The sequence below is a fragment of the Dictyobacter vulcani genome (assembly GCF_008974265.1).
GTDB lineage: Bacteria > Chloroflexota > Ktedonobacteria > Ktedonobacterales > Ktedonobacteraceae > Dictyobacter > Dictyobacter vulcani.
In genome coordinates this window covers 315,302-333,103 of record NZ_BKZW01000003.1, presented here as the reverse complement: position 1 = coordinate 333,103, position 17,802 = coordinate 315,302, and the positions used below count along the sequence as shown (strand labels likewise).

Here is a 17,802-nt window from a genome sequence, read left to right as displayed (position 1 = left end):
CCTCTTGCCTGTTTGAATAAGACACAAAGAATCAGGACTGGTTCACATTCGATATTCATATCTATAAAAGAAAGAAGAAATTTCATGAGCAATTTACCTCCACTGAACACACGAAAAGAGTCTTTCGCTGATGGTTTAACGATACGCGTTGATGAAGGTGGCAATGGCCGCCCGATGCTTGTCTTACATGGTGGTGGCGGCCCACACACCATGCTTGAACTCTCTAAAGTACTTGCCAAACGCGGGCACGTGCTCTTGCCAACCCATCCTGGATTCGCGGGCGAGCCACGTCCTGAGTGGTTTGATAGCATTGATGATCTTGCCCTCGCCTATCTTGCCCTGCTCGAACAGCTCGACCTGCATGATGTGCTGGTCATTGGCTCTTCAATGGGTGGCTGGATCGCGTCTGCCATGGCCTTGCACGATACCACACGGCGTCTTAGCGGGCTTGTGCTCGTAGATGCTGGTGGCATCCAGGTAGAGGGATATCCCATTCCTGATGTGTCCACCTTGAAACCTGATGAGCTCGCGGCCCTCAGCTACCACAATCCAGCCGCCTTCCGCATTGACCCATCGACCATCACCCCTGAACAGGCCCAGGCTCGTGCAGCCAACGTCCGAGCGCTCTATATCTATGATCAGGGACAGGGCATGGGTGATCCCAGGCTGAAGCGTCATCTCAGCCATGTAAGCATCCCGGTCCTTGTGGTATGGGGAGAGAGTGATCGTGTGATACTCCCTGAGTATGGCCGTGCCTATGCCCAGGCATTCCCGAATGCTCGCTTCGAACTCATTCCAGAAGCTGGCCACCTGCCACAGTTCGAGCAGCCTCAACGCCTGCTCAACCTCGTGTTAGAGTTCGCGAACAGCACCGGGGCAACAGTATAGGTCACCGGATCAAAATAAACACAAAAAAGGGACCACTGGAGATAATCCAGTGGTCCCGCTCTCGTCAATCAGACATTATGAGAGGATTTTAGTCGTTGGCCAGTTCAGCTACGGCTTCAACTTCAGGGGCCACAAAATCAATATGCTCGCGCTCTGCTTCTGGTACGGCGGCTTTGGCGCGTATCAGTGAAACGCAACCAGCAACCAGACACATGGCCGTAGCCACATAGAAGGCGATATGCAAACCACCCACAAATGGGGTCGACATCAGATTCGGGAAGAAACTCTTCCCCAATAAGGTGTGCCGACTGGCCTGTGGCAGGCTATGCAGGACCGCCTTTGGCAGCAATGTCTGCACTGGATTGTAGCCCAGGAAGGCGGCAAAGAGTGCAGCGACCGGTGGCAGGTGCGCGACCTTTGTCGAAATGGCGGCAGGCAAGCCAGCCTTCGTCAAACCACCAAAGAGCGCCGAGGGCAAAGCTCCAGCCAGGCCAGCCGTCACGATGCTGAAGAACATACCCATACTGATGACATTAGCGGCATTCTGGAATGTGCTACGCATACCAGAACCGGCACCGCGCTGCGAAGCAGGCACACTATTCATAATTTCAGTAGTGTTCGGAGAGGCAAACATACCTTGTCCAACACCCATCACAAACAGGATCACCGCAAACCAGACGTAGTCAAAGTTGGTGGGCAAAAAGGTCAGCAGTAAGAAGCCAATAGCCTGCAGGAACATACCAACCGATGAGAAGATGCGTGCGCCATAGCGGTCAGAGAGCCAGCCACTCACAGGACCCATAAGCACAAAGCCAATCATCAGGGGCAACATGTAGATACCAGCCCAGAGTGGGGTGTCTTCGAAATTGTAGCCATGCAGGGGCAGCCAGATACCCTGCAACCAGATGATCAGGATAAACTGTAAGCCACCACGAGCCAGACTGGCTAGTAACGCGCTAATATTTCCATAGGTAAATGTAGGGATCTTGAACAGGGAAAGCTGAAACATCGGATCAGCAACCCGCATCTCGATCCCGACAAATGTGATCAGCAGGACCGCACCAATTACCAGAGCAGCAATTACCAGCGGATTACCCCAGCCCATCGCGGAAGTGCCATATGGTTCGATACCATAGGTCATACCAATCAAGAGGATAGTCAAACCCAGGAAAAAGGTGATGTTTCCTAACCAGTCGATGCCCTGTCGTCTGGAACTGGCCTGCGAGGTCTCACGCAACTTCAGATAAGCCCAGACGGTACCGAAAATACCAAAGGGCACGCTGACCAGGAACACATAGCGCCAGCTAATCACCGAGAGGACACCACCAACGATCAAACCCAGGATCGAGCCCAGGATCGCGACCATCTGGTTAATACCCAGGGCCATACCACGCTGGTGAGCAGGAAAGGCGTCCGTCAGAATCGCGGTACTATTCGCCATCAGGAAACCTGCACCGACACCCTGTACGAGGCGGAACAAAATCATTAAAATGATTGCAGTATTACCGGAACCCGGCGTGAGGAATAATAAAATACTACCAACTGTAAAGATAGCAAAACCGAGATTATATAATTTGACCCGACCATAAATATCGCCAATACGACCAAAGGTCACTACCAGCGTTGCGGTAATAATCATAAACCCCATCAACATCCACAACAGATAGTTCGTTTCACCCGGAGCTAGAGGATCGACACCAACGCCAGTAAAAATAGCCGGCAAAGAAATCAAGACGATACTGGAATTGATGGTTGCCATCAACATGCCAAGCGTCGTATTTGATAACGCGATCCATTTATAATTAGGACCAATTGGACGTGCGGACCTGGCAACTTTCGTTTGAGACATGTTTTATCCTTTTAATTCTGACCACACTGTAATATCAGCACCACACTATATCACCGTTACTTGCAAAGCACACAAAACTTGATAAAGAAGATAGAATTTACTGGAAGAGACAACGATGCGATGCAAGCATGCACCCATGACAATCCATTGTCATTTTGCAGGTAATGGTGCCTGGCACAACATCAGGAAGAATGTATTAAAAACAGTGTTTTTAGTACACTTATAGCATACCCTTGAATGTTGATAATTTCCAATATATAATTTTATATGTAATCATAGCTCACAGGCTATAAGTGGATCACCCAGAGGACATCAGCATGGATCTGTTACAGTTACGATACTTCCAGACGGTGGCCCGGCATGAACATATGACGCGGGCCGCTGAAGAATTGATGATCGCTCAACCCTCCCTCAGCAAGATGATTGCTCATCTGGAGAAAGAGCTTGGTGTCCCACTTTTTGATCGCTATGGACGCCAGATCCGGCTCAATAAATTTGGGAAAATTTTCCTCCAAAAGGTGGATCACGCCTTCTTTGAACTCGAAGAGGGAAAACGCCAGATCCAGGATATGGCAGGTCTGGAGCATGGTCAGATCTCAATTGCCACCGTCAATGTCAACCTCCTGGCGGATATCTTAACCGGCTTTTGTAGCCTCTATCCTGATATCAGTTTTCGGCTTTATCAACAGCCCAATCTCACCATGCTCGATCACCTGGAACACGGTGAGATCGATCTGTGCCTGGCCTCACCGCCGATCCAGGAACCTGGTATCGACTGGATCTCCTTAATGACAGAAGAAATTTTCCTGGTCGTACCACAAAAACATCGGCTGGCCTCACAACAAAGTATTGAACTCAGCGAGGTAGCCGATGAAGCTTTTGTCAATCTGAAACCCGGCTATGGACTGCGGGATATTACTGATCAATATTGCCGGGAAGCTGGCTTTACACCAAAAATTATCTTTGAAGGAGATGAACCCGCCGCCATCCGTGGTCTGGTTCGCGCAGGACTCGGGCTCACCTTTACTTCGGCCGTCAGCTGGCAAACCATCTTACAACACCCGGATCCAGCCATCTCAATCCTGCGCATCGAAAAACCAATCTGCCAGCGCACCATCGGACTCGCCTGGTCCAAAGAACGCTACATCTCAACAGCCGTCCGCGAATTCCGCCAGTTTATTATCGACTATTTCGCCAGCAATGCCAGCTAATGACGGCTCGCAGCGGCAAGCGCCAAGACGTTTCACTTAGCAGCTTCGGCGACTGAGACGCCGAAGAACCGTGAGCAGGTCTCTCAGCGTAACGGCAGGTCTTGGGCCCAATATTTTTCGTTTAAGCCTTTTTCTGGACGAGATTGACGAAAGCATCTAAGCCGATCAGAGGCCCAGTGACTTCAAAGAATCAAGAAAAGCGAACAGGTAGGTTCGACCCTTTGGGTCGATTCGTGCCTGCATGATATCCGTGCTTGACCATGAGCAAGCCTCTTCACGCCTTGCTTCACCGCTTTTTCACTTGCGTGATCCTGCGGAGGTGAGGGTATCGTGGAGGCAACCGAATCGACCCAAAGGGTCGAACCTACACGTTTTACCTCTCTTGATCCTTTGAGAAGGTGTTCCTTCACCGCCATGCTATCATTTCAGCCATTCAATCCTTAAGTGAAAAGTATTAGGTCTTGGGCCTGCGACCAATCCACATCTGAGAGGTCCCTCACGCACGTGATTGTGGTGAGGCACACGCATCAAAGCGTGTGCCGCGTCTGGATGGTGCCTACTCGTACGTGAGCAGGTCGCAGGCCCAAGACCTGCCGCTACGTTGGGAGGTGGAGAGGAATGGAGAATTGATCGAATAATACTGCTGGTGCTTTCCAGGATTCTTGTGAGCGCGGGACGGTATAGTATTCGCCCAGGATTTCCTGTGGGGTGGCGGTCATTTTCAGGTATCCATGACGATCATCGCTGAAGGAATGGATGCTGACATCGGGTCGGTCTGGTAGGGCATAGGGAAATTCAATTGGTGTCGGAGGGTTTGTAATGCTGCTCAGCATTGAATGCAGATGCCAGTAACCACCCGCCCCCGCGACCAGATAGGTAATAAATTTATCGTTATACTGGCGTGTGAAGCGCTGGTAGTTGTGTACATGTGCCGTCAAAACCAGGTCAGGAATGCGGCCAGTCGTTTGCATCGCTGTATCCAGCACACCTTCCATATACTGGCTACCCGCGTGGTGGGTATCCGCTGAATAGATCGGATGGTGAGTAGCAATAATTAACGCTTTATCTTTCGGCGCTTGATCCAGTTCTTGATGGAACCAGTCAATCTGGTTAGCGTCCAGGCTACCACCTTCTGGCACATTCGTATAGAGTCCAACAAAGGTCGCAAAAGGCGTATTCAGGGTCCAGTAAACATTGGGTTGCGTCATGGTGTCGCGTGGCGCATCACCCGAAGATGGAGCAAGCTGAGCCTCGCACGCACAAAAATTCGTCACAAAAGCTTGCAGAGATGGCACAGATTGGTCAATCAAATCCCCATCATGGTTCCCGGGAATAGCAAAAATCGGCGCAGCATAATGCGAGTTCGGCTCATAAAACTGGGAATAATACTGATTCTCTTCACCATAATAATAGACCACGTCGCTCAGATGATACAAAAAGGCCGGGCGGTCCAGTGGATCCGGAGCCAGAAAGTCATTTTCCATATGCGAGATCACCAGTTGCTGGTCCGCAGGCTGCTTCACACCTCCAGTATCACCAACGGTATGAAAAATCATCTTCTGTCCGGCGATAATATTCTGCATCAGCGCGCCTGGAAGAATATCAGCTAACTCCACATGATATGGAGTCTTGCCAGTAGGCGTGGGTAAAGGGCGAAAAGGTTGGGTTGCGAACGCAAGCTGGCTACGATTAATTTGTATACTTTGAGGATCAGGCACATCAGCGCGAAAACGCCGATGAGCATGCTTATTCTTATCTACGGTATCCATATACTATAAATACCTTTCTGATAATATTATCAAAAACATTAGGATACTTTGCTTATAATGATTATAAGGTTATTTTATACAAATATCAACACACAAACAAAAATATTTCGTATTTTGTAACCTTGATTCAAATAATATCGCTTTTGATGATTAGCGGCGATAAATACGTGTTCGAGGAGGAGCAAACGAGCAGAGCAACATAGCCCAGAAGTCATAGCTGTCTGCCAATTTGTCTGCTTTCAAGCAGTATTTATGGTATAATCGCAAGAGAATTTGTCACATATAATTCAAACCTGTCTGCAACCTGAGTAGATACAACCTGTCAAGCAGACAGGTATGGCGCTTACTACAAACCTTTTCATGTATTATTTTGAGAGGTTTTATACGTAATCCAGAAACACGCTTCCAGGAAATACGTAAAGAAACTTCAATGAAAAGGGCCTAATGGCACACGCCCGCTCCGCCTGATCAGGACTATACATTTCATCCTGCATGGATTGTACGTAACGGGCGCGTTTGTGCATGTCGTAGACGGATACTACCAGATAGATATATACGGTAGTGTATCTCTAGAATGGCAGTGCATGTCACCAAAGTTGCCGGTAGTACGTAGTAAAGTCAAAAGAGCACAAGATATTTTGTGACAGCGTAGCCACAATTCCTCGTAGTTGTCGAGTATCCTTGCCAGGTTCAACATAATGCGATTAAAAGCAACTAACCGTGCCGTAACCGCGGCTAGCTCCTCCGTAGCTGAGTTGGTTGTTGGGTGCAATGGTCTGCAGTTTTCAATAGAGGTATGGAATGGGAAGAAAAAAGCACGCAAATGTGTTATCATATGGAAAGAAGCAATGATATACACCACTGTATGTGCATGAAAAGGCACGGTGTTGAAAACGCACTCCTAGATTTCTCCGACTACGCTCGTTCACTTATACGATCATCGTTGACGCCATGTAATCGTGGCACTCAATTTTTTTTTCAATGTCGGTCGTCTGTCATTATTAACGTGGGTAGAGAGTGCTGAAGCAGTCCATCTGGCTTGAATATCACATCTACATGTATTTATCGCAGTAATTATTCTATATAATGGAGATTCCTATGGCGACTATGCTTAAAGAACAACATAAAGAGGGGAACCATGCATCACTTCCATTCGAGATGGATGATATGCAGATTAACCCTGACTTCGACACCATCGGTGATATTCATGATCATGATATAGATAGAGAAGTGTTCCTGGAGGAGGAGGAGGATGAGGAGGAGAGTGCAACGGATCGAGAGATCCAGGCTCATCTGAAAAGCCACAGTCTACTGGTACCAGGAACAAGCGAGGTTGATGATTCGGTCGCGATGTATCTGCGTGAGATTGGACGCGCCCCTTTGCTGACCGCAGAGGAAGAAGTGCGCCTGGCTCAAGCGATTGAACGCGGCAAGCTTGAGCGCATTCGCGCAGAGCATCTGAACATCTTGCCAGATCGCCTGGTGATGCAGAAGGCTGAAGAGGCCCACCGTCACCTGATCGAAGCGAATCTACGTCTGGTCGTGAGTGTTGCAAAGAAATATACCGGACGCGGCATGTCCTTACAGGACTTGATCCAGGAAGGTAACACTGGCTTGATCGGTGCAGTCGATAAGTTCGACTATACCAAGGGCTATAAATTTAGTACCTATGCGACCTGGTGGATTCGGCAGGCGGTTAGCCGCTCGATCGCCAACCAGGCCCGCACGATTCGCCTACCAGTCCATCTGGCAGAGACGATCAATCGTATGGGCCGAGTTAGCCGCTCGCTGGTACAAGAACTGGGTCGCGAACCATCACCCCAGGAGATTGCGGATAAGATGGGCATTTCTACGGAGAAAGTGCTCGAAATTATCCATGTCAATCAGAAACCGGTCAGCCTGGAAACGCCAATTGGTGAGGATAGCGATCGCAGCCTCGGCGATTATGTTGAAGATGAGACAACGGCGACCCCAACGGAAGGTGCTGATCGCCAGTTACTCAAAGAGCAGATCAACAAGGTGCTCTCCAATTTGTCCGAGCGTGAGCGCAAGATCATCCAGATCCGTTTTGGTTTTGTGGATGGTCAGAGCCACTCGCTGGAAGAAGTTGGCAAAACATTCAACGTAACCCGTGAGCGCATTCGTCAGATCGAAGCCAAAGCGCTACGTAAACTGCGCCAGTTAAGCACCATGCACCACCTGCAAGACTACCTGGACTAAGTTCAGCGGCTACGCTTTTCTCTGTAGTCCTACAGAGCAGGTATCCATTAATGGTATTCACTGCGAATATTAAAAGCACCGTGATACTCTCTCAAGAGATACGCGGTGCTTTTTTTTATGTCCTCTCCCCACGCGAATCCTCTCTTCCTGTTACGAATTCCTGTACCTCAACGTGCAACAAACACACGAGCTGATTACCCCTATGACTATCAGAAAAAAATGACATGGTTTCTATCCAGCATAACTAACAGAACCAGTTAAAAAGCTGCGCCGAGGCGGCGTTTGGGAGGATGGAGCGATGGAGCAAGAGCGACGACGTATCCTCGTCCAGGGCATTGTGCAAGGTGTAGGCTTTCGTCCGTTTGTGTATGCTTTAGCTACGCGCTGGCAATTGGGTGGTTTTGTGCTCAATAATAGCCAGGGGGTAGTCATTGAGATCGAAGGTTCCTCTGAGAGAGTGCACTGTTTCCAGGTAGCGCTACAGACAGACTTGCCCCCCTCGCCCATATCGACACCCTGCAATGCAGCCAGGTCGCCATTAAACATGAGAAGTCTTTTATGATTGTTGAAAGCCAGCACCAGGCTGAACGACACACATTGATCTCTCCTGACTGCACAATCTGTAAAGACTGCTTGCTGGAGCTTTTTGATCCGCAGGATCGGCGCTATCATTATCCTTTTATCAATTGCACCAATTGTGGGCCACGCTTTACAATTATTCAGGATATCCCCTATGATCGCGCCAATACGACCATGGCAAGCTTCCAGATGTGTCCGGATTGCCAGCAGGAATACAGAGATCCATCTAATCGGCGCTTCCATGCACAACCAGATGCCTGCGCCCGGTGTGGGCCACAGGTAAGCTTCAGCACACATCCCGCTATTCTACGTCAAAGCTCAACCACTGATTCTATTGAACAGGCAGCGGCCCAACTGGCTCAGGGAGCGGTACTGGCACTTAAAGGCCTGGGAGGATATCATCTGGCCTGTAATGCATTGGATGAAGGGGCAGTGCAACGGTTGCGTCAGCGTAAGCAGCGCGAGGCTAAACCCTTTGCGTTGATGGTAGCGACCCTGGAAGTAGCGCAACAATTCTGTCAGATCTCAGCTGAGGAAGCGACACTACTGCAATCTCATCGTCGTCCTATCGTGCTGCTGCGTCAATATCCAGAAGCTCAGGTAGCGCCCGGCGTGGCACCCGGTCATCAGACGCTAGGGATCATGCTCCCCTATACACCATTACACTATGTGCTGTTTGAGAAATGCCGCCGTCTGTTTGATGCCAGACAACCGGTAATATTAGTGATGACCAGCGGCAATCGCAGCGACGAACCGATTGCCTACCAGGATGAGGATGCAAGAGAACGGCTGGGGCCAATTAGTGATGGCATGTTAGCTCATAATCGGGAGATTTTTATTCGCTGTGATGATTCTATCGTGCGGCAGACCACCGCAGGTCCACAAATCCTGCGGCGCTCACGCGGCTATGTGCCCGAGCCTTTAAACTTGCCCTGGTCCATATCCACACCTATTCTGGCCTGTGGAGCCCAATTAAAAAATACGTTCTGTCTGGCTAAAGAGCGTCAGGCTTTTGTCAGTCACCACATCGGTGATCTGGAAAATCTTGAAACGTTGCTGGCCTTTAAAGCTGGCATTGCCCATTTTCAGCGGATCTTTGATATTACTCCTCAGGTCGTGGTCCATGATCTACATCCAGATTATCTCTCAACACACTATGCGCTTGAACTCGATCTGCCACTGATCGGCGTGCAGCACCATCACGCCCATATCGCCAGTGTGATGATTGAACATGGTCTGACCGAACCAGTCATTGGCGTTGCCGCCGACGGCTCCGGCTATGGTCCTGATGGTGCCATCTGGGGTGGTGAGATTCTGGTGGCTGATCTCTGCACGTTTCAGCGCCGCTTTCATCTGACTTATATGCCACTCCCGGGTGGAGAACAAGCTATCAGACAGCCATGGCGCATGGCGGGCGCCTATCTCTATGCAGCCTATGGAACAGATTTTGAACGGCTCACGATCCCATTTACACAACAGATGAAGCGGACAGCCTGGAAAACGCTGGAACAGATGATTGAGCGGAAATTGAATTGTCCGGCAACCTCTAGCCTGGGACGCCTCTGTGACGCGGTCGCAGCCTTACTGGGCCTACGCTCAGAGGTGCAATACGAAGGTCAGGCCGCCATTGAGCTGGAACAGTTGGCCGCAACCAATCCAACCATAGCTCATCCGTATCCTTTTGAGCTCTTAGCACAGACGGGTGAGATAGATGTTCTCCCAATGATCCGCACTATCGTCGATGATCTCAGTCATAAGATGCCGGTGGCACAGATCGCGCAACGTTTTCATCTTACGATTGCTCACCTGCTGGCCAATGCTTGTAATGAAGTCAGAGAACAGAGTGGTTTACAGAAGGTCGCGCTGAGTGGGGGGATTTTTCAGAACCGGCTGATAGTAGAAGAGCTGGTCAGGATCTTACATACACAGTCTTTTGCTGTCTATCTTAATCAGAAAGTGCCCGCCAACGATGGTGGACTCAGTTTGGGACAGCTGGCAATCGCGGCTGCGCAGCTACGAGGAGAAAAAGCTGTTCTGCATACATAATGGGTGCTGCCATGTACGTTACTACATAACAGCACCCAGCTAACTATTAACAGTGATGATGGTGGTGATGATGATGGCGATGTCCGCCACAGCTGCCGCCACAACTACCGCCCCAATACAGCTACCACAGCTACCACAGCTGCCACCATAACCACCACAGCTACCACCATAACCACCACAGCTGCCACCACAGCTACCATGACCGCCATACACTACTTGCAGTTGCAGGTCAGATAGCTCTTCTACATCAACATTTTCCAAAAATTCTGGATAGGACTCTACGCTCTGAGCATTTTTACTGTTAAACATTGCATTGATCCTTTCGTAAAGTATCAGGAAGTCTCACTGGAAAAAACCCAGTTGTTTATGTGCCACTTCATATGTACCCTAAAATGATTTATATGTCAAGCCTATGTTAATTGACTAATTTCTATAGTTTAATCATAAATTAATCTAGAACATTCATTACATCAATATATACTAGCGATACATTCACAGGAAAAACTTTTATAGTGTATTTAATCATCCTGAAAAGCTGCGCAGTGGACGAATTGAGGTCAGATAGTAGTTAGTAAGCGGGAGAAAGAGAAATTAAAAAACCGGCTAAGATTAAAACTCCTAATAAAGCACTCGCCTCGATCATCCACCAAACTCGCTTGCTGTACTTTTTTGCCTGAATGAATACAGCTATAATTGACAGAATAAGCAAGACAAGACAGATTTTAGCCAGCGCTATCATTCCATAAAGGGTTGTGAAAAGATGAACCATACTTCCAATATGAAGCCATAATAAAAAAATCCCTGAAATGAAAAGTTCAGCCACGGCTGCCACGCTCAAATGACCAAAACGCCACAAGAGCATAGATCTCTGAGAGGACAGTGCTTGCATGTTCCAGAGAGCAATTAAACCACACAACCCCCCAGCCAGAGTCCCATGGCCACAAGATGTCCGATATGGGCCAGCAAACTCAGCCAGGGCAAGCTCGCACCAATCGCATGGCTACCGATGCTATCAATCAGAGCCAGCACAAGGCCTAAACCACAGGCAACCTGTATTCCTCGTTTTGCGCCTTGCTGAATAGCGCCAACAATACTCCAGAGTAAGAGCGCAGCACCCAGGCGCAGAGAGAGCAGCCAGCCAAAATTGGTGGCCAGCAATCCACCAATACTATCCAGGCGCAAACCCTGACCATTTGTCAGTGTCAGAGCTTGCGTCAGGAGTGTCAGAGGTTCAGCCAGGAGCAAGCACAGAATACCTATGTGGGCCAGTCTGAGCAAGCGTTGCTGTACATTGTCACTTGCAGGTACGGCAGATGCATCAACCACCAGCCAGAGAAAGGCCAGCACCCCAAAGGCAAGTGCATAACCAACGAAATGGACCAGATGGGCCAGCGCCTGCAAAACAAGATACCAGCCACCTGTTTGATCCTGGGCCGCCATAGTAGCCCATGGGCCAGCCGCGTGCTTGATGCTAAAAATATATTGACCGCTCACCGGCTGACTATCCTGTGACATTACCTGCCAGTTCACCAGATAACTCCCCGGACGCCGAGCATCAACCGGCAATTCTACCTGATTAGTGACAATCCGTAGCGCGCCATGTGCTACAGGCTGGCCCATAGGATCCAGAACAGTGATGGTCTGACCAAGTGGCTGAACAGGCTCAGAAAAAAACAACCGAAGAGTGGTAACAGGAGTCTGAAGCAGGCTTCCTTCCGCAGGATCTGCGCGCACCAGGCTTGCATGCAATGTCATAGCCATAGCCACTGATGGCTGCATCAGCCAGATACTTATCACCAGACAGCATGGCAGCAAAAAACGGTACCAGTAAAAGTGAGGTCCTGCCAAAAATGGTACGCGCATAGACGTTCCTCGCTTATCTCAATAGAGAGGCATCAATTATATTATGAAATACCATCTACCACTGGTGCATCTGAGCGCACCAGGATATCAGATACAACCTGTTGACCCATACGCGGTCGCCGACCAATACGAATAACCATGCCAGAGGCACAGAGACAGAGCAGTCCAGCCGAGATAAAACTGACCTGATAGGAACCAAGCCAGGTGCGTACAAGTCCGGCAGAGAAAGCAGCGCTGGCCGCACCAAGTTGATGGGAGGCAAAGATCCAACCATACACCACACCAGCATTGCGCGCGCCGAATAGCTCGGTAGCCAGGCGGGCCGTGGGCGGTACGGTCGCGACCCAATCCAGACCATAGAACACAATAAAGACAGCCAGGGAAAGATAGGACGAACTCAGAGCGTAAGGCAACAGCAGCAGGGAACAGCCGCGCAAGCCATAATACCAGCACAGGAGCCAGCGATTATCGATGCGATCAGAAAGCCAGCCGGAGATCGTCGTACCAATTAAGTCAAAGATACCAATCAAAGCCAGCATACTGGCCGCCGTGACTTCTGCAATGCCATGATCCATCGAAGCCGGTATCAGGTGCGTGCCGATCAAACCATTGGTAGTAGCACCACAGATAAAGAAACTACCAGCGAGCAACCAGAAATCGGGGGTACGTAATCCAAGCATCAAACCCTGCAAAGCAGTCTTAAACGGATTTTGTGCGACCGCCGCAGCCTCAGACTCAACGTGATCTGATCCATAGGGGGTCAGACCGATATCTTGTGGACGTTCGCGCATAAAGATGGCCACCAGTGGAACCACCACCAGAGCGGCCGCAGCCGTTACCAGCGCGGCCGAACGCCAGCCAAAGGAGACGGCCAGGGAAGCCAGGAGCGGCAAAAATACCAGTTGTCCAGCCGCATTACTGGCCGAGAACAAACCGATGACCAGACCACGACGCTTCACAAACCAGCGATTAGCAACGATGGTACCCAGCACAGACGCAATAGCTCCTGTGGCCAGGCCCACCAGCAATCCCCATAAGAGATCCAGTTGCCAGGGCTCACGCATATAGATAGTAGCGCCTGCGGCCATGGCGATAAGCAAGAGAGCAATGACCATCACGCGTCGTATGCCAAAGCGCTCCATAATCGCCGCCACAAACGGACCACTCAAGCCATAAAACACCAGATTGATTGATACAGCCAGCGATACCGTGGCAGGACTCCAGTGAAACTCATGCTCTAATGGAACTAATAAGACGCCGGGTGTCGAACGCATACCAGCCGCCGCCAATAACGATAGAAACACCACGCTGGCAATAATCCAGCTATAATGAAACCGGACACGAGTGGAGAGAAATCGCATACTTTTTCCTTTTTATAGAGCGTAGCATTCAGACAATACAGGCATCATATATTTAAAGGGTAGAGGTACTCGAACAATGCAGATCAATCAACAATGTAGCCGCCTCTTTCACGGAGCTGGTAGGTCCTTCAGCGCCAAAGATCGGAGTGGTGGCAAAAACCCTTTCCATCAATAACAAGAAAAAAGCTCGTTTAATTTCCTTGTACGTCCCAGATGAAAAGATTGCCACTGGCATCAGTAGAGGCAATGCGATCAATGCTCGATTTTGGGGCCCAGACGACAGATTGAACAGGAGTTTTATGGCGTAGATAGGTGCAGACAAGGTGGCCATCATTATTATCGCCAGACACATCCCAGATTTCAACATGGCCATTCACATTCGTAGCAGCCAGATAGCGGCCATCGGGTGACCAGGAGATAGCCCCATCCCAATCGCTGCTGGCAACACTCCTGGCGTTATAACTGCCATCTATCAACGTGATACGGTCATGGATGTGTACCACACCATCGGCCAGGGTATAGGCCAGCCTGGTGTCATCTGGTGACCAGGAGAGGGCAACTACCTGTTGAGAGAGATTCATGTAAGTGGTTGGTGCCCGGGTAAGGACCGATTGGCCGGTTCGCATATCCCACATCTCGATTTTCCAGCTCCGCTGCCCACTACGATCTATAGCTGTACTGACCGAAGCCAGAACGTTGCCAGTGGCCGGCCAGGAAATATTCGTAATCGTACCCTGTTGAGCTGTATAGCTACTGAGTTGTCGACCAGTCAGCGTATTCCAGATAGTAATAGTCGTAATCGCACCCGGCTCATTCAAAGCCAGCGCCACATACTTCCCATCTGGTGAGAAGAAAGCAGTTGGAATTTGCGAGCTCGTAGGTAACGCAAAGACCGTTTGCTGATTATCCTTGCGCACAGAAACAGTATCGTCCTGGTATTCAACGGTATAGAAAGAGTTATTCACACGCGCCAGATCCAGGATACGAGCGGGCGTACGATACAGAGTGGTAGCCTGCCGGAGCAAGGTGTTAGCCACGCGTACAGCCCCATGCTCATCGGCCCAGGCGAACTGTGAGTTCCCCAGCCAGGTAATCCGTGCGCTCCCACCTGTCACGGCATAATAGTGGATCTGATCCACTATCGGTGTGAGCGTAGCAGGAGCAGTCAATGGGGAGCGCACCGCACATAATAAAGCAATAATACATACCACTGAAATAGCCGCCGAGATAGCACGCTTCGCAGGACGGAAATGCTTGATCCGTACAGCGAGCGCGGACAGTGACCAGAAATGATGATGTACAGGCGATGCCATAAGAAGGGCAACAGGCTCTGAAGGATGAGTGACATGCTGACCCTGATCAGTCATTGCTCCAGGCAAAGAACCACCTGAAGCGAGCTGACCTGACTCAGCCAGGACCATGCCGGCTGCCTCGCGCACCATCCATGAAGGATCCTGCAGAGCGGCTACAATGTATTCCAGCGGGGTTTGCTCTCCCAGTTTGCCAAGAGCTGTCACTGCCGCCGACCGCACCGCTTCATCTTGATCGCCTAATGCATACAGTAATGGATCTAGTGGCGCGTGTTGAAGGTGGTTGCCCAGCGCCATGACTGCACGAGACCGGACATGCCAATCGGGATCATAGAGGGCCGTCAACAGTGGATCCAAGGGGATGGTATCACCTGATTTATCGAGTAAACGTATAGCTGCAGCCCGCACGGCTTTATGTTCATCCTGTAAACAAATCAGGATATCCGTGATAGGTAAGGGCTCTTTACAGCGTTCAAGCTGCCGCAAGGCTTCAACACGCACAGTCCAATCAGCATGCCGCAAATGAGCGCGTAGTTGCTCAACAGCAAGAGGAGATTCCGGTACCAATCCAAGTCCCAGGTAAGTTAATGGAGGCAAGCGCAATTCAGCATCCTGCCTTTTTTCACCACGTTCAAACTGCCTGTACAGCGAAAGCGCTTCAGGCTCCTCCTGGTGATCGCTATCATTTTTTTCCATCTGGCTTACCCTACCATGTTCACCCGCATCTGCAAAGTCTTTCTTAACTGCTGAATACCGCGGCGTACATACACTTTCACTGTACCAAGGGGTTGGTTGAGCACATCAGCCACTTCCTGAAGACTCAACTCTTCAAAATAATAGAGATTCACAACAGCCTGATAGTGCTGTGGCAAACCTGCAACCAGGGCCTCTAACTCTTGCCTGCGCTCCAACTGCTCAAATACTTCTTCAGGATTAACGCCATTCTCCTCATCAATTTCCTGCCACTCATGGTCCGGCCTTTCAGCCAGGGCCACCGCTAAACCTTGCTGCTCGGGGGAACGACTGACAAAATTATAATAGAGGTTCCAGGTAATTTTATAGAGCCATGCACGTGCCTTGAGATCCTGACGCTGACGAACTGAGTAACGCTCCAGCGCTACATAGGCGCGAATAAATACGTCTTGCACCAGATCTTCCGCATCCAGCGCATTCCCGATCCGCGACACTGCAAACGCTTTTAATTGTTGCCAGTACAGTGCTACAAGCTGCTCATAATAAGCATCCACATCATCAGCAAACTGGGCCAGGCCCTTCTCACCGCTCACATCCATAACACTCCAGTGTGTTTTTTCTATTCGTAGGAGAAAACACAATATACTTATTTTTGGTTACACTGCCAGTTTCAAAATGAAAATAAAAAACAGCGACCTGAATGTAAGGACGCCAGTAAGCCGCCTTATAGAAATGGCAGAGCCAAATAGTAATACGAGTCATAGAGATGAAAGGCTACAATATGTGACAGCTCAAAATACGCCTGAGCTTGCTGTAGAGCAGCAATATCTGGCACCCGATCAAGGCAAGCATCTGTATGGAAGGATAACATAGCTGAAGAAAATTTCAAAGTGTAAGCAGAGGAAAGAAACTGCGGGTCAACCATATACAGTGAAACTTCCTTAAATCACAGCAATGTTCATGGAAAATACCCGCAGCCACTACATTATTGACGATGTTCAGTACCAATTAGTTGCTAACTAGTTTTTGCCGCTATGCTTTTTAATCACGCGTTCGTTGGCAGCCATAATCTTTGCTTGTTCTTCAACTTCAGCGACAACCTGATAGCCATTGTAGAGATATGGTTGAATGAAAAAGTCCTGTGCCAGCAAATGGTGGATGCCATAGTGAGGATGGCGGTGGTGAATATCGCACAACACCATAATATTATCCTCTGAATCGATAAACTCTTCGAGCGTCTGATGATCTTTAATCTGTGGAAAGGTGACGCGGAGCTTTTTGGGATCACAGGCATTGAGCAGGCTGCGCTCAATCGGATAATGGTGCGTCTCGAGATCTTTGGCGTGGAAAGGATTCTCCCTGGAATCGTTAAGGGTCGATTTACGTACACCACAGATTGCACAGGGGTGTCTAATTTATTCACCAGACGATTATGCGTACGAACATAGCCAGGCGTCTCTTCGCGCGGAGGATGAGGGGGAGTCATTTCAATCTCAGCTACCTCAAAAGTAGTGGCATGCACGCGGGTTAAGGTCTCGACCACTTCGCTCCCAACCTGCTCAACCTTTGTAACTTTAATATCTTCCGTCACCTGCCGCTTACGGCCAGCCGTATGAGCATCCTGGCGAGTATCCACTTTGACATCTTTCACAATATCTTCATGGATACGGGTCTCTTTATTTCCGCGAGCCGAATGTTGAACCTTATCAACTTTAATCTCTTCTTTCACATGTGCATAGACACGTGACTTCGCATGGTGGGCGGCTTGTGGTGTCAGACTCAGGTGATCAAGTCCTGGAATAGCTTTGAGCAGCTTATTAAAACGTAGTGGTCCAAACATAGAGTTCTCTCCCGGTAGACTATTTTGCAATATCCTCGGCTCAGGTACTATTTTATAATTTGATTCATCATAAAATGGAAAAAGCTCTATGTCAATGCAAAGTAGAGCTTATCTACAAAAGTACTTTATCCCTGCTAACTCTCTGGGATTATTAATTTCAGAAAGTTCTAACT

At 49.4% G+C, this 17,802-nt stretch carries 14 protein-coding genes; 5 read left to right on the top strand and 9 right to left on the bottom strand.

Translation table 11 applies throughout. From position 1 onward, the window contains the following. Positions 1-84 precede the first annotated feature (84 nt). Positions 85-888: an alpha/beta fold hydrolase gene (locus KDW_RS25580; RefSeq protein ID WP_151758763.1), complete on the top strand. Its 804-nt coding sequence runs from the start codon at positions 85-87 to the stop codon at positions 886-888. An 88-nt stretch (positions 889-976) separates the two neighbouring features. On the opposite strand, the gene KDW_RS25575 is transcribed toward KDW_RS25580, so the two are convergent. Then, positions 977-2,737: an MFS transporter gene (locus KDW_RS25575; protein ID WP_151758762.1), complete on the bottom strand. Its 1,761-nt coding sequence runs from the start codon at positions 2,735-2,737 to the stop codon at positions 977-979. Positions 2,738-3,054: 317 nt separating this feature from the next. Between KDW_RS25575 and KDW_RS25570 the strand changes: the two genes are divergently transcribed. Further along, a complete protein-coding gene (locus KDW_RS25570) occupies positions 3,055-3,948 on the top strand; it encodes a LysR family transcriptional regulator (protein ID WP_151758761.1) in 894 nt (297 codons plus the stop codon). A 596-nt stretch (positions 3,949-4,544) separates the two neighbouring features. Here KDW_RS25570 and KDW_RS25565 read toward each other — a convergent pair. After that, positions 4,545-5,717: a metallophosphoesterase family protein gene (locus KDW_RS25565; protein WP_151758760.1), complete on the bottom strand. Its 1,173-nt coding sequence runs from the start codon at positions 5,715-5,717 to the stop codon at positions 4,545-4,547. 1,098 nt (positions 5,718-6,815) lie between these two features. On the opposite strand from KDW_RS25565, the gene rpoD reads away from it, so the two are divergent. The 3 genes from rpoD to hypF all read left to right on the top strand — a co-directional run bounded on the left by rpoD (position 6,816) and on the right by hypF (position 10,562). Next, positions 6,816-7,937, top strand: a complete 1,122-nt coding sequence (rpoD, locus tag KDW_RS25560; protein WP_307767764.1) for an RNA polymerase sigma factor RpoD — start codon at positions 6,816-6,818, stop codon at positions 7,935-7,937. Between the two features lie 298 nt (positions 7,938-8,235). After that, positions 8,236-8,499: an acylphosphatase gene (locus KDW_RS34300; protein ID WP_233097907.1), complete on the top strand. Its 264-nt coding sequence runs from the start codon at positions 8,236-8,238 to the stop codon at positions 8,497-8,499. Next, entirely contained in the window at positions 8,400-10,562 is a 2,163-nt protein-coding gene (hypF, locus tag KDW_RS25555; RefSeq protein WP_307767768.1) for a carbamoyltransferase HypF, read from the top strand. Before KDW_RS34300 ends, hypF begins: the two co-directional genes overlap by 100 nt. Positions 10,563-10,601: 39 nt before the next feature. Here hypF and KDW_RS31990 read toward each other — a convergent pair whose 3' ends face one another. The 7 genes from KDW_RS31990 to KDW_RS25520 all read right to left on the bottom strand — a co-directional run bounded on the left by KDW_RS31990 (position 10,602) and on the right by KDW_RS25520 (position 17,629). Further along, positions 10,602-10,871, bottom strand: a complete 270-nt coding sequence (locus KDW_RS31990; protein WP_162005606.1) for a hypothetical protein — start codon at positions 10,869-10,871, stop codon at positions 10,602-10,604. 259 nt (positions 10,872-11,130) lie between these two features. Continuing rightward, positions 11,131-11,418, bottom strand: a complete 288-nt coding sequence (locus KDW_RS25545) for a CopD family protein (RefSeq protein ID WP_162005605.1) — start codon at positions 11,416-11,418, stop codon at positions 11,131-11,133. Positions 11,419-11,465: 47 nt separating this feature from the next. Then, positions 11,466-12,425 carry a copper resistance CopC/CopD family protein gene (locus KDW_RS25540; RefSeq protein WP_151758756.1) on the bottom strand — a complete coding sequence of 320 codons (960 nt, stop codon included), beginning with the start codon at positions 12,423-12,425 and terminating at the stop codon, positions 11,466-11,468. 41 nt (positions 12,426-12,466) lie between these two features. Next, entirely contained in the window at positions 12,467-13,786 is a 1,320-nt protein-coding gene (locus KDW_RS25535) for an MFS transporter (protein WP_151758755.1), read from the bottom strand. A gap of 191 nt (positions 13,787-13,977) precedes the next feature. Then, positions 13,978-15,792, bottom strand: a complete 1,815-nt coding sequence (locus tag KDW_RS25530) for a HEAT repeat domain-containing protein (RefSeq protein ID WP_151758754.1) — start codon at positions 15,790-15,792, stop codon at positions 13,978-13,980. Positions 15,793-15,797: 5 nt separating this feature from the next. Next, on the bottom strand, positions 15,798-16,382 hold the full coding sequence (locus KDW_RS25525) for an RNA polymerase sigma factor (protein WP_162005604.1): 585 nt from the start codon (positions 16,380-16,382) through the stop codon (positions 15,798-15,800). A 452-nt stretch (positions 16,383-16,834) separates the two neighbouring features. Next, positions 16,835-17,629: a hypothetical protein gene (locus KDW_RS25520; RefSeq protein WP_151758752.1), complete on the bottom strand. Its 795-nt coding sequence runs from the start codon at positions 17,627-17,629 to the stop codon at positions 16,835-16,837. Positions 17,630-17,802: the final 173 nt, after the last annotated feature.

Coding starts and splice junctions, on each gene's coding strand:
- KDW_RS25520 (WP_151758752.1), bottom strand. CDS start 17,629: ATGTTTGGACCACTACGTTTTAATAAGCTGCTCAAAGCTATTCCAGGA.
- KDW_RS34300 (WP_233097907.1), top strand. CDS start 8,236: ATGGAGCAAGAGCGACGACGTATCCTCGTCCAGGGCATTGTGCAAGGT.
- rpoD (WP_307767764.1), top strand. CDS start 6,816: ATGGCGACTATGCTTAAAGAACAACATAAAGAGGGGAACCATGCATCA.
- KDW_RS25540 (WP_151758756.1), bottom strand. CDS start 12,425: ATGCGCGTACCATTTTTGGCAGGACCTCACTTTTACTGGTACCGTTTT.
- KDW_RS25530 (WP_151758754.1), bottom strand. CDS start 15,792: ATGGAAAAAAATGATAGCGATCACCAGGAGGAGCCTGAAGCGCTTTCG.
- KDW_RS25535 (WP_151758755.1), bottom strand. CDS start 13,786: ATGCGATTTCTCTCCACTCGTGTCCGGTTTCATTATAGCTGGATTATT.
- KDW_RS25570 (WP_151758761.1), top strand. CDS start 3,055: ATGGATCTGTTACAGTTACGATACTTCCAGACGGTGGCCCGGCATGAA.
- KDW_RS25565 (WP_151758760.1), bottom strand. CDS start 5,717: ATGGATACCGTAGATAAGAATAAGCATGCTCATCGGCGTTTTCGCGCT.
- KDW_RS25575 (WP_151758762.1), bottom strand. CDS start 2,737: ATGTCTCAAACGAAAGTTGCCAGGTCCGCACGTCCAATTGGTCCTAAT.
- KDW_RS31990 (WP_162005606.1), bottom strand. CDS start 10,871: ATGTTTAACAGTAAAAATGCTCAGAGCGTAGAGTCCTATCCAGAATTT.
- KDW_RS25580 (WP_151758763.1), top strand. CDS start 85: ATGAGCAATTTACCTCCACTGAACACACGAAAAGAGTCTTTCGCTGAT.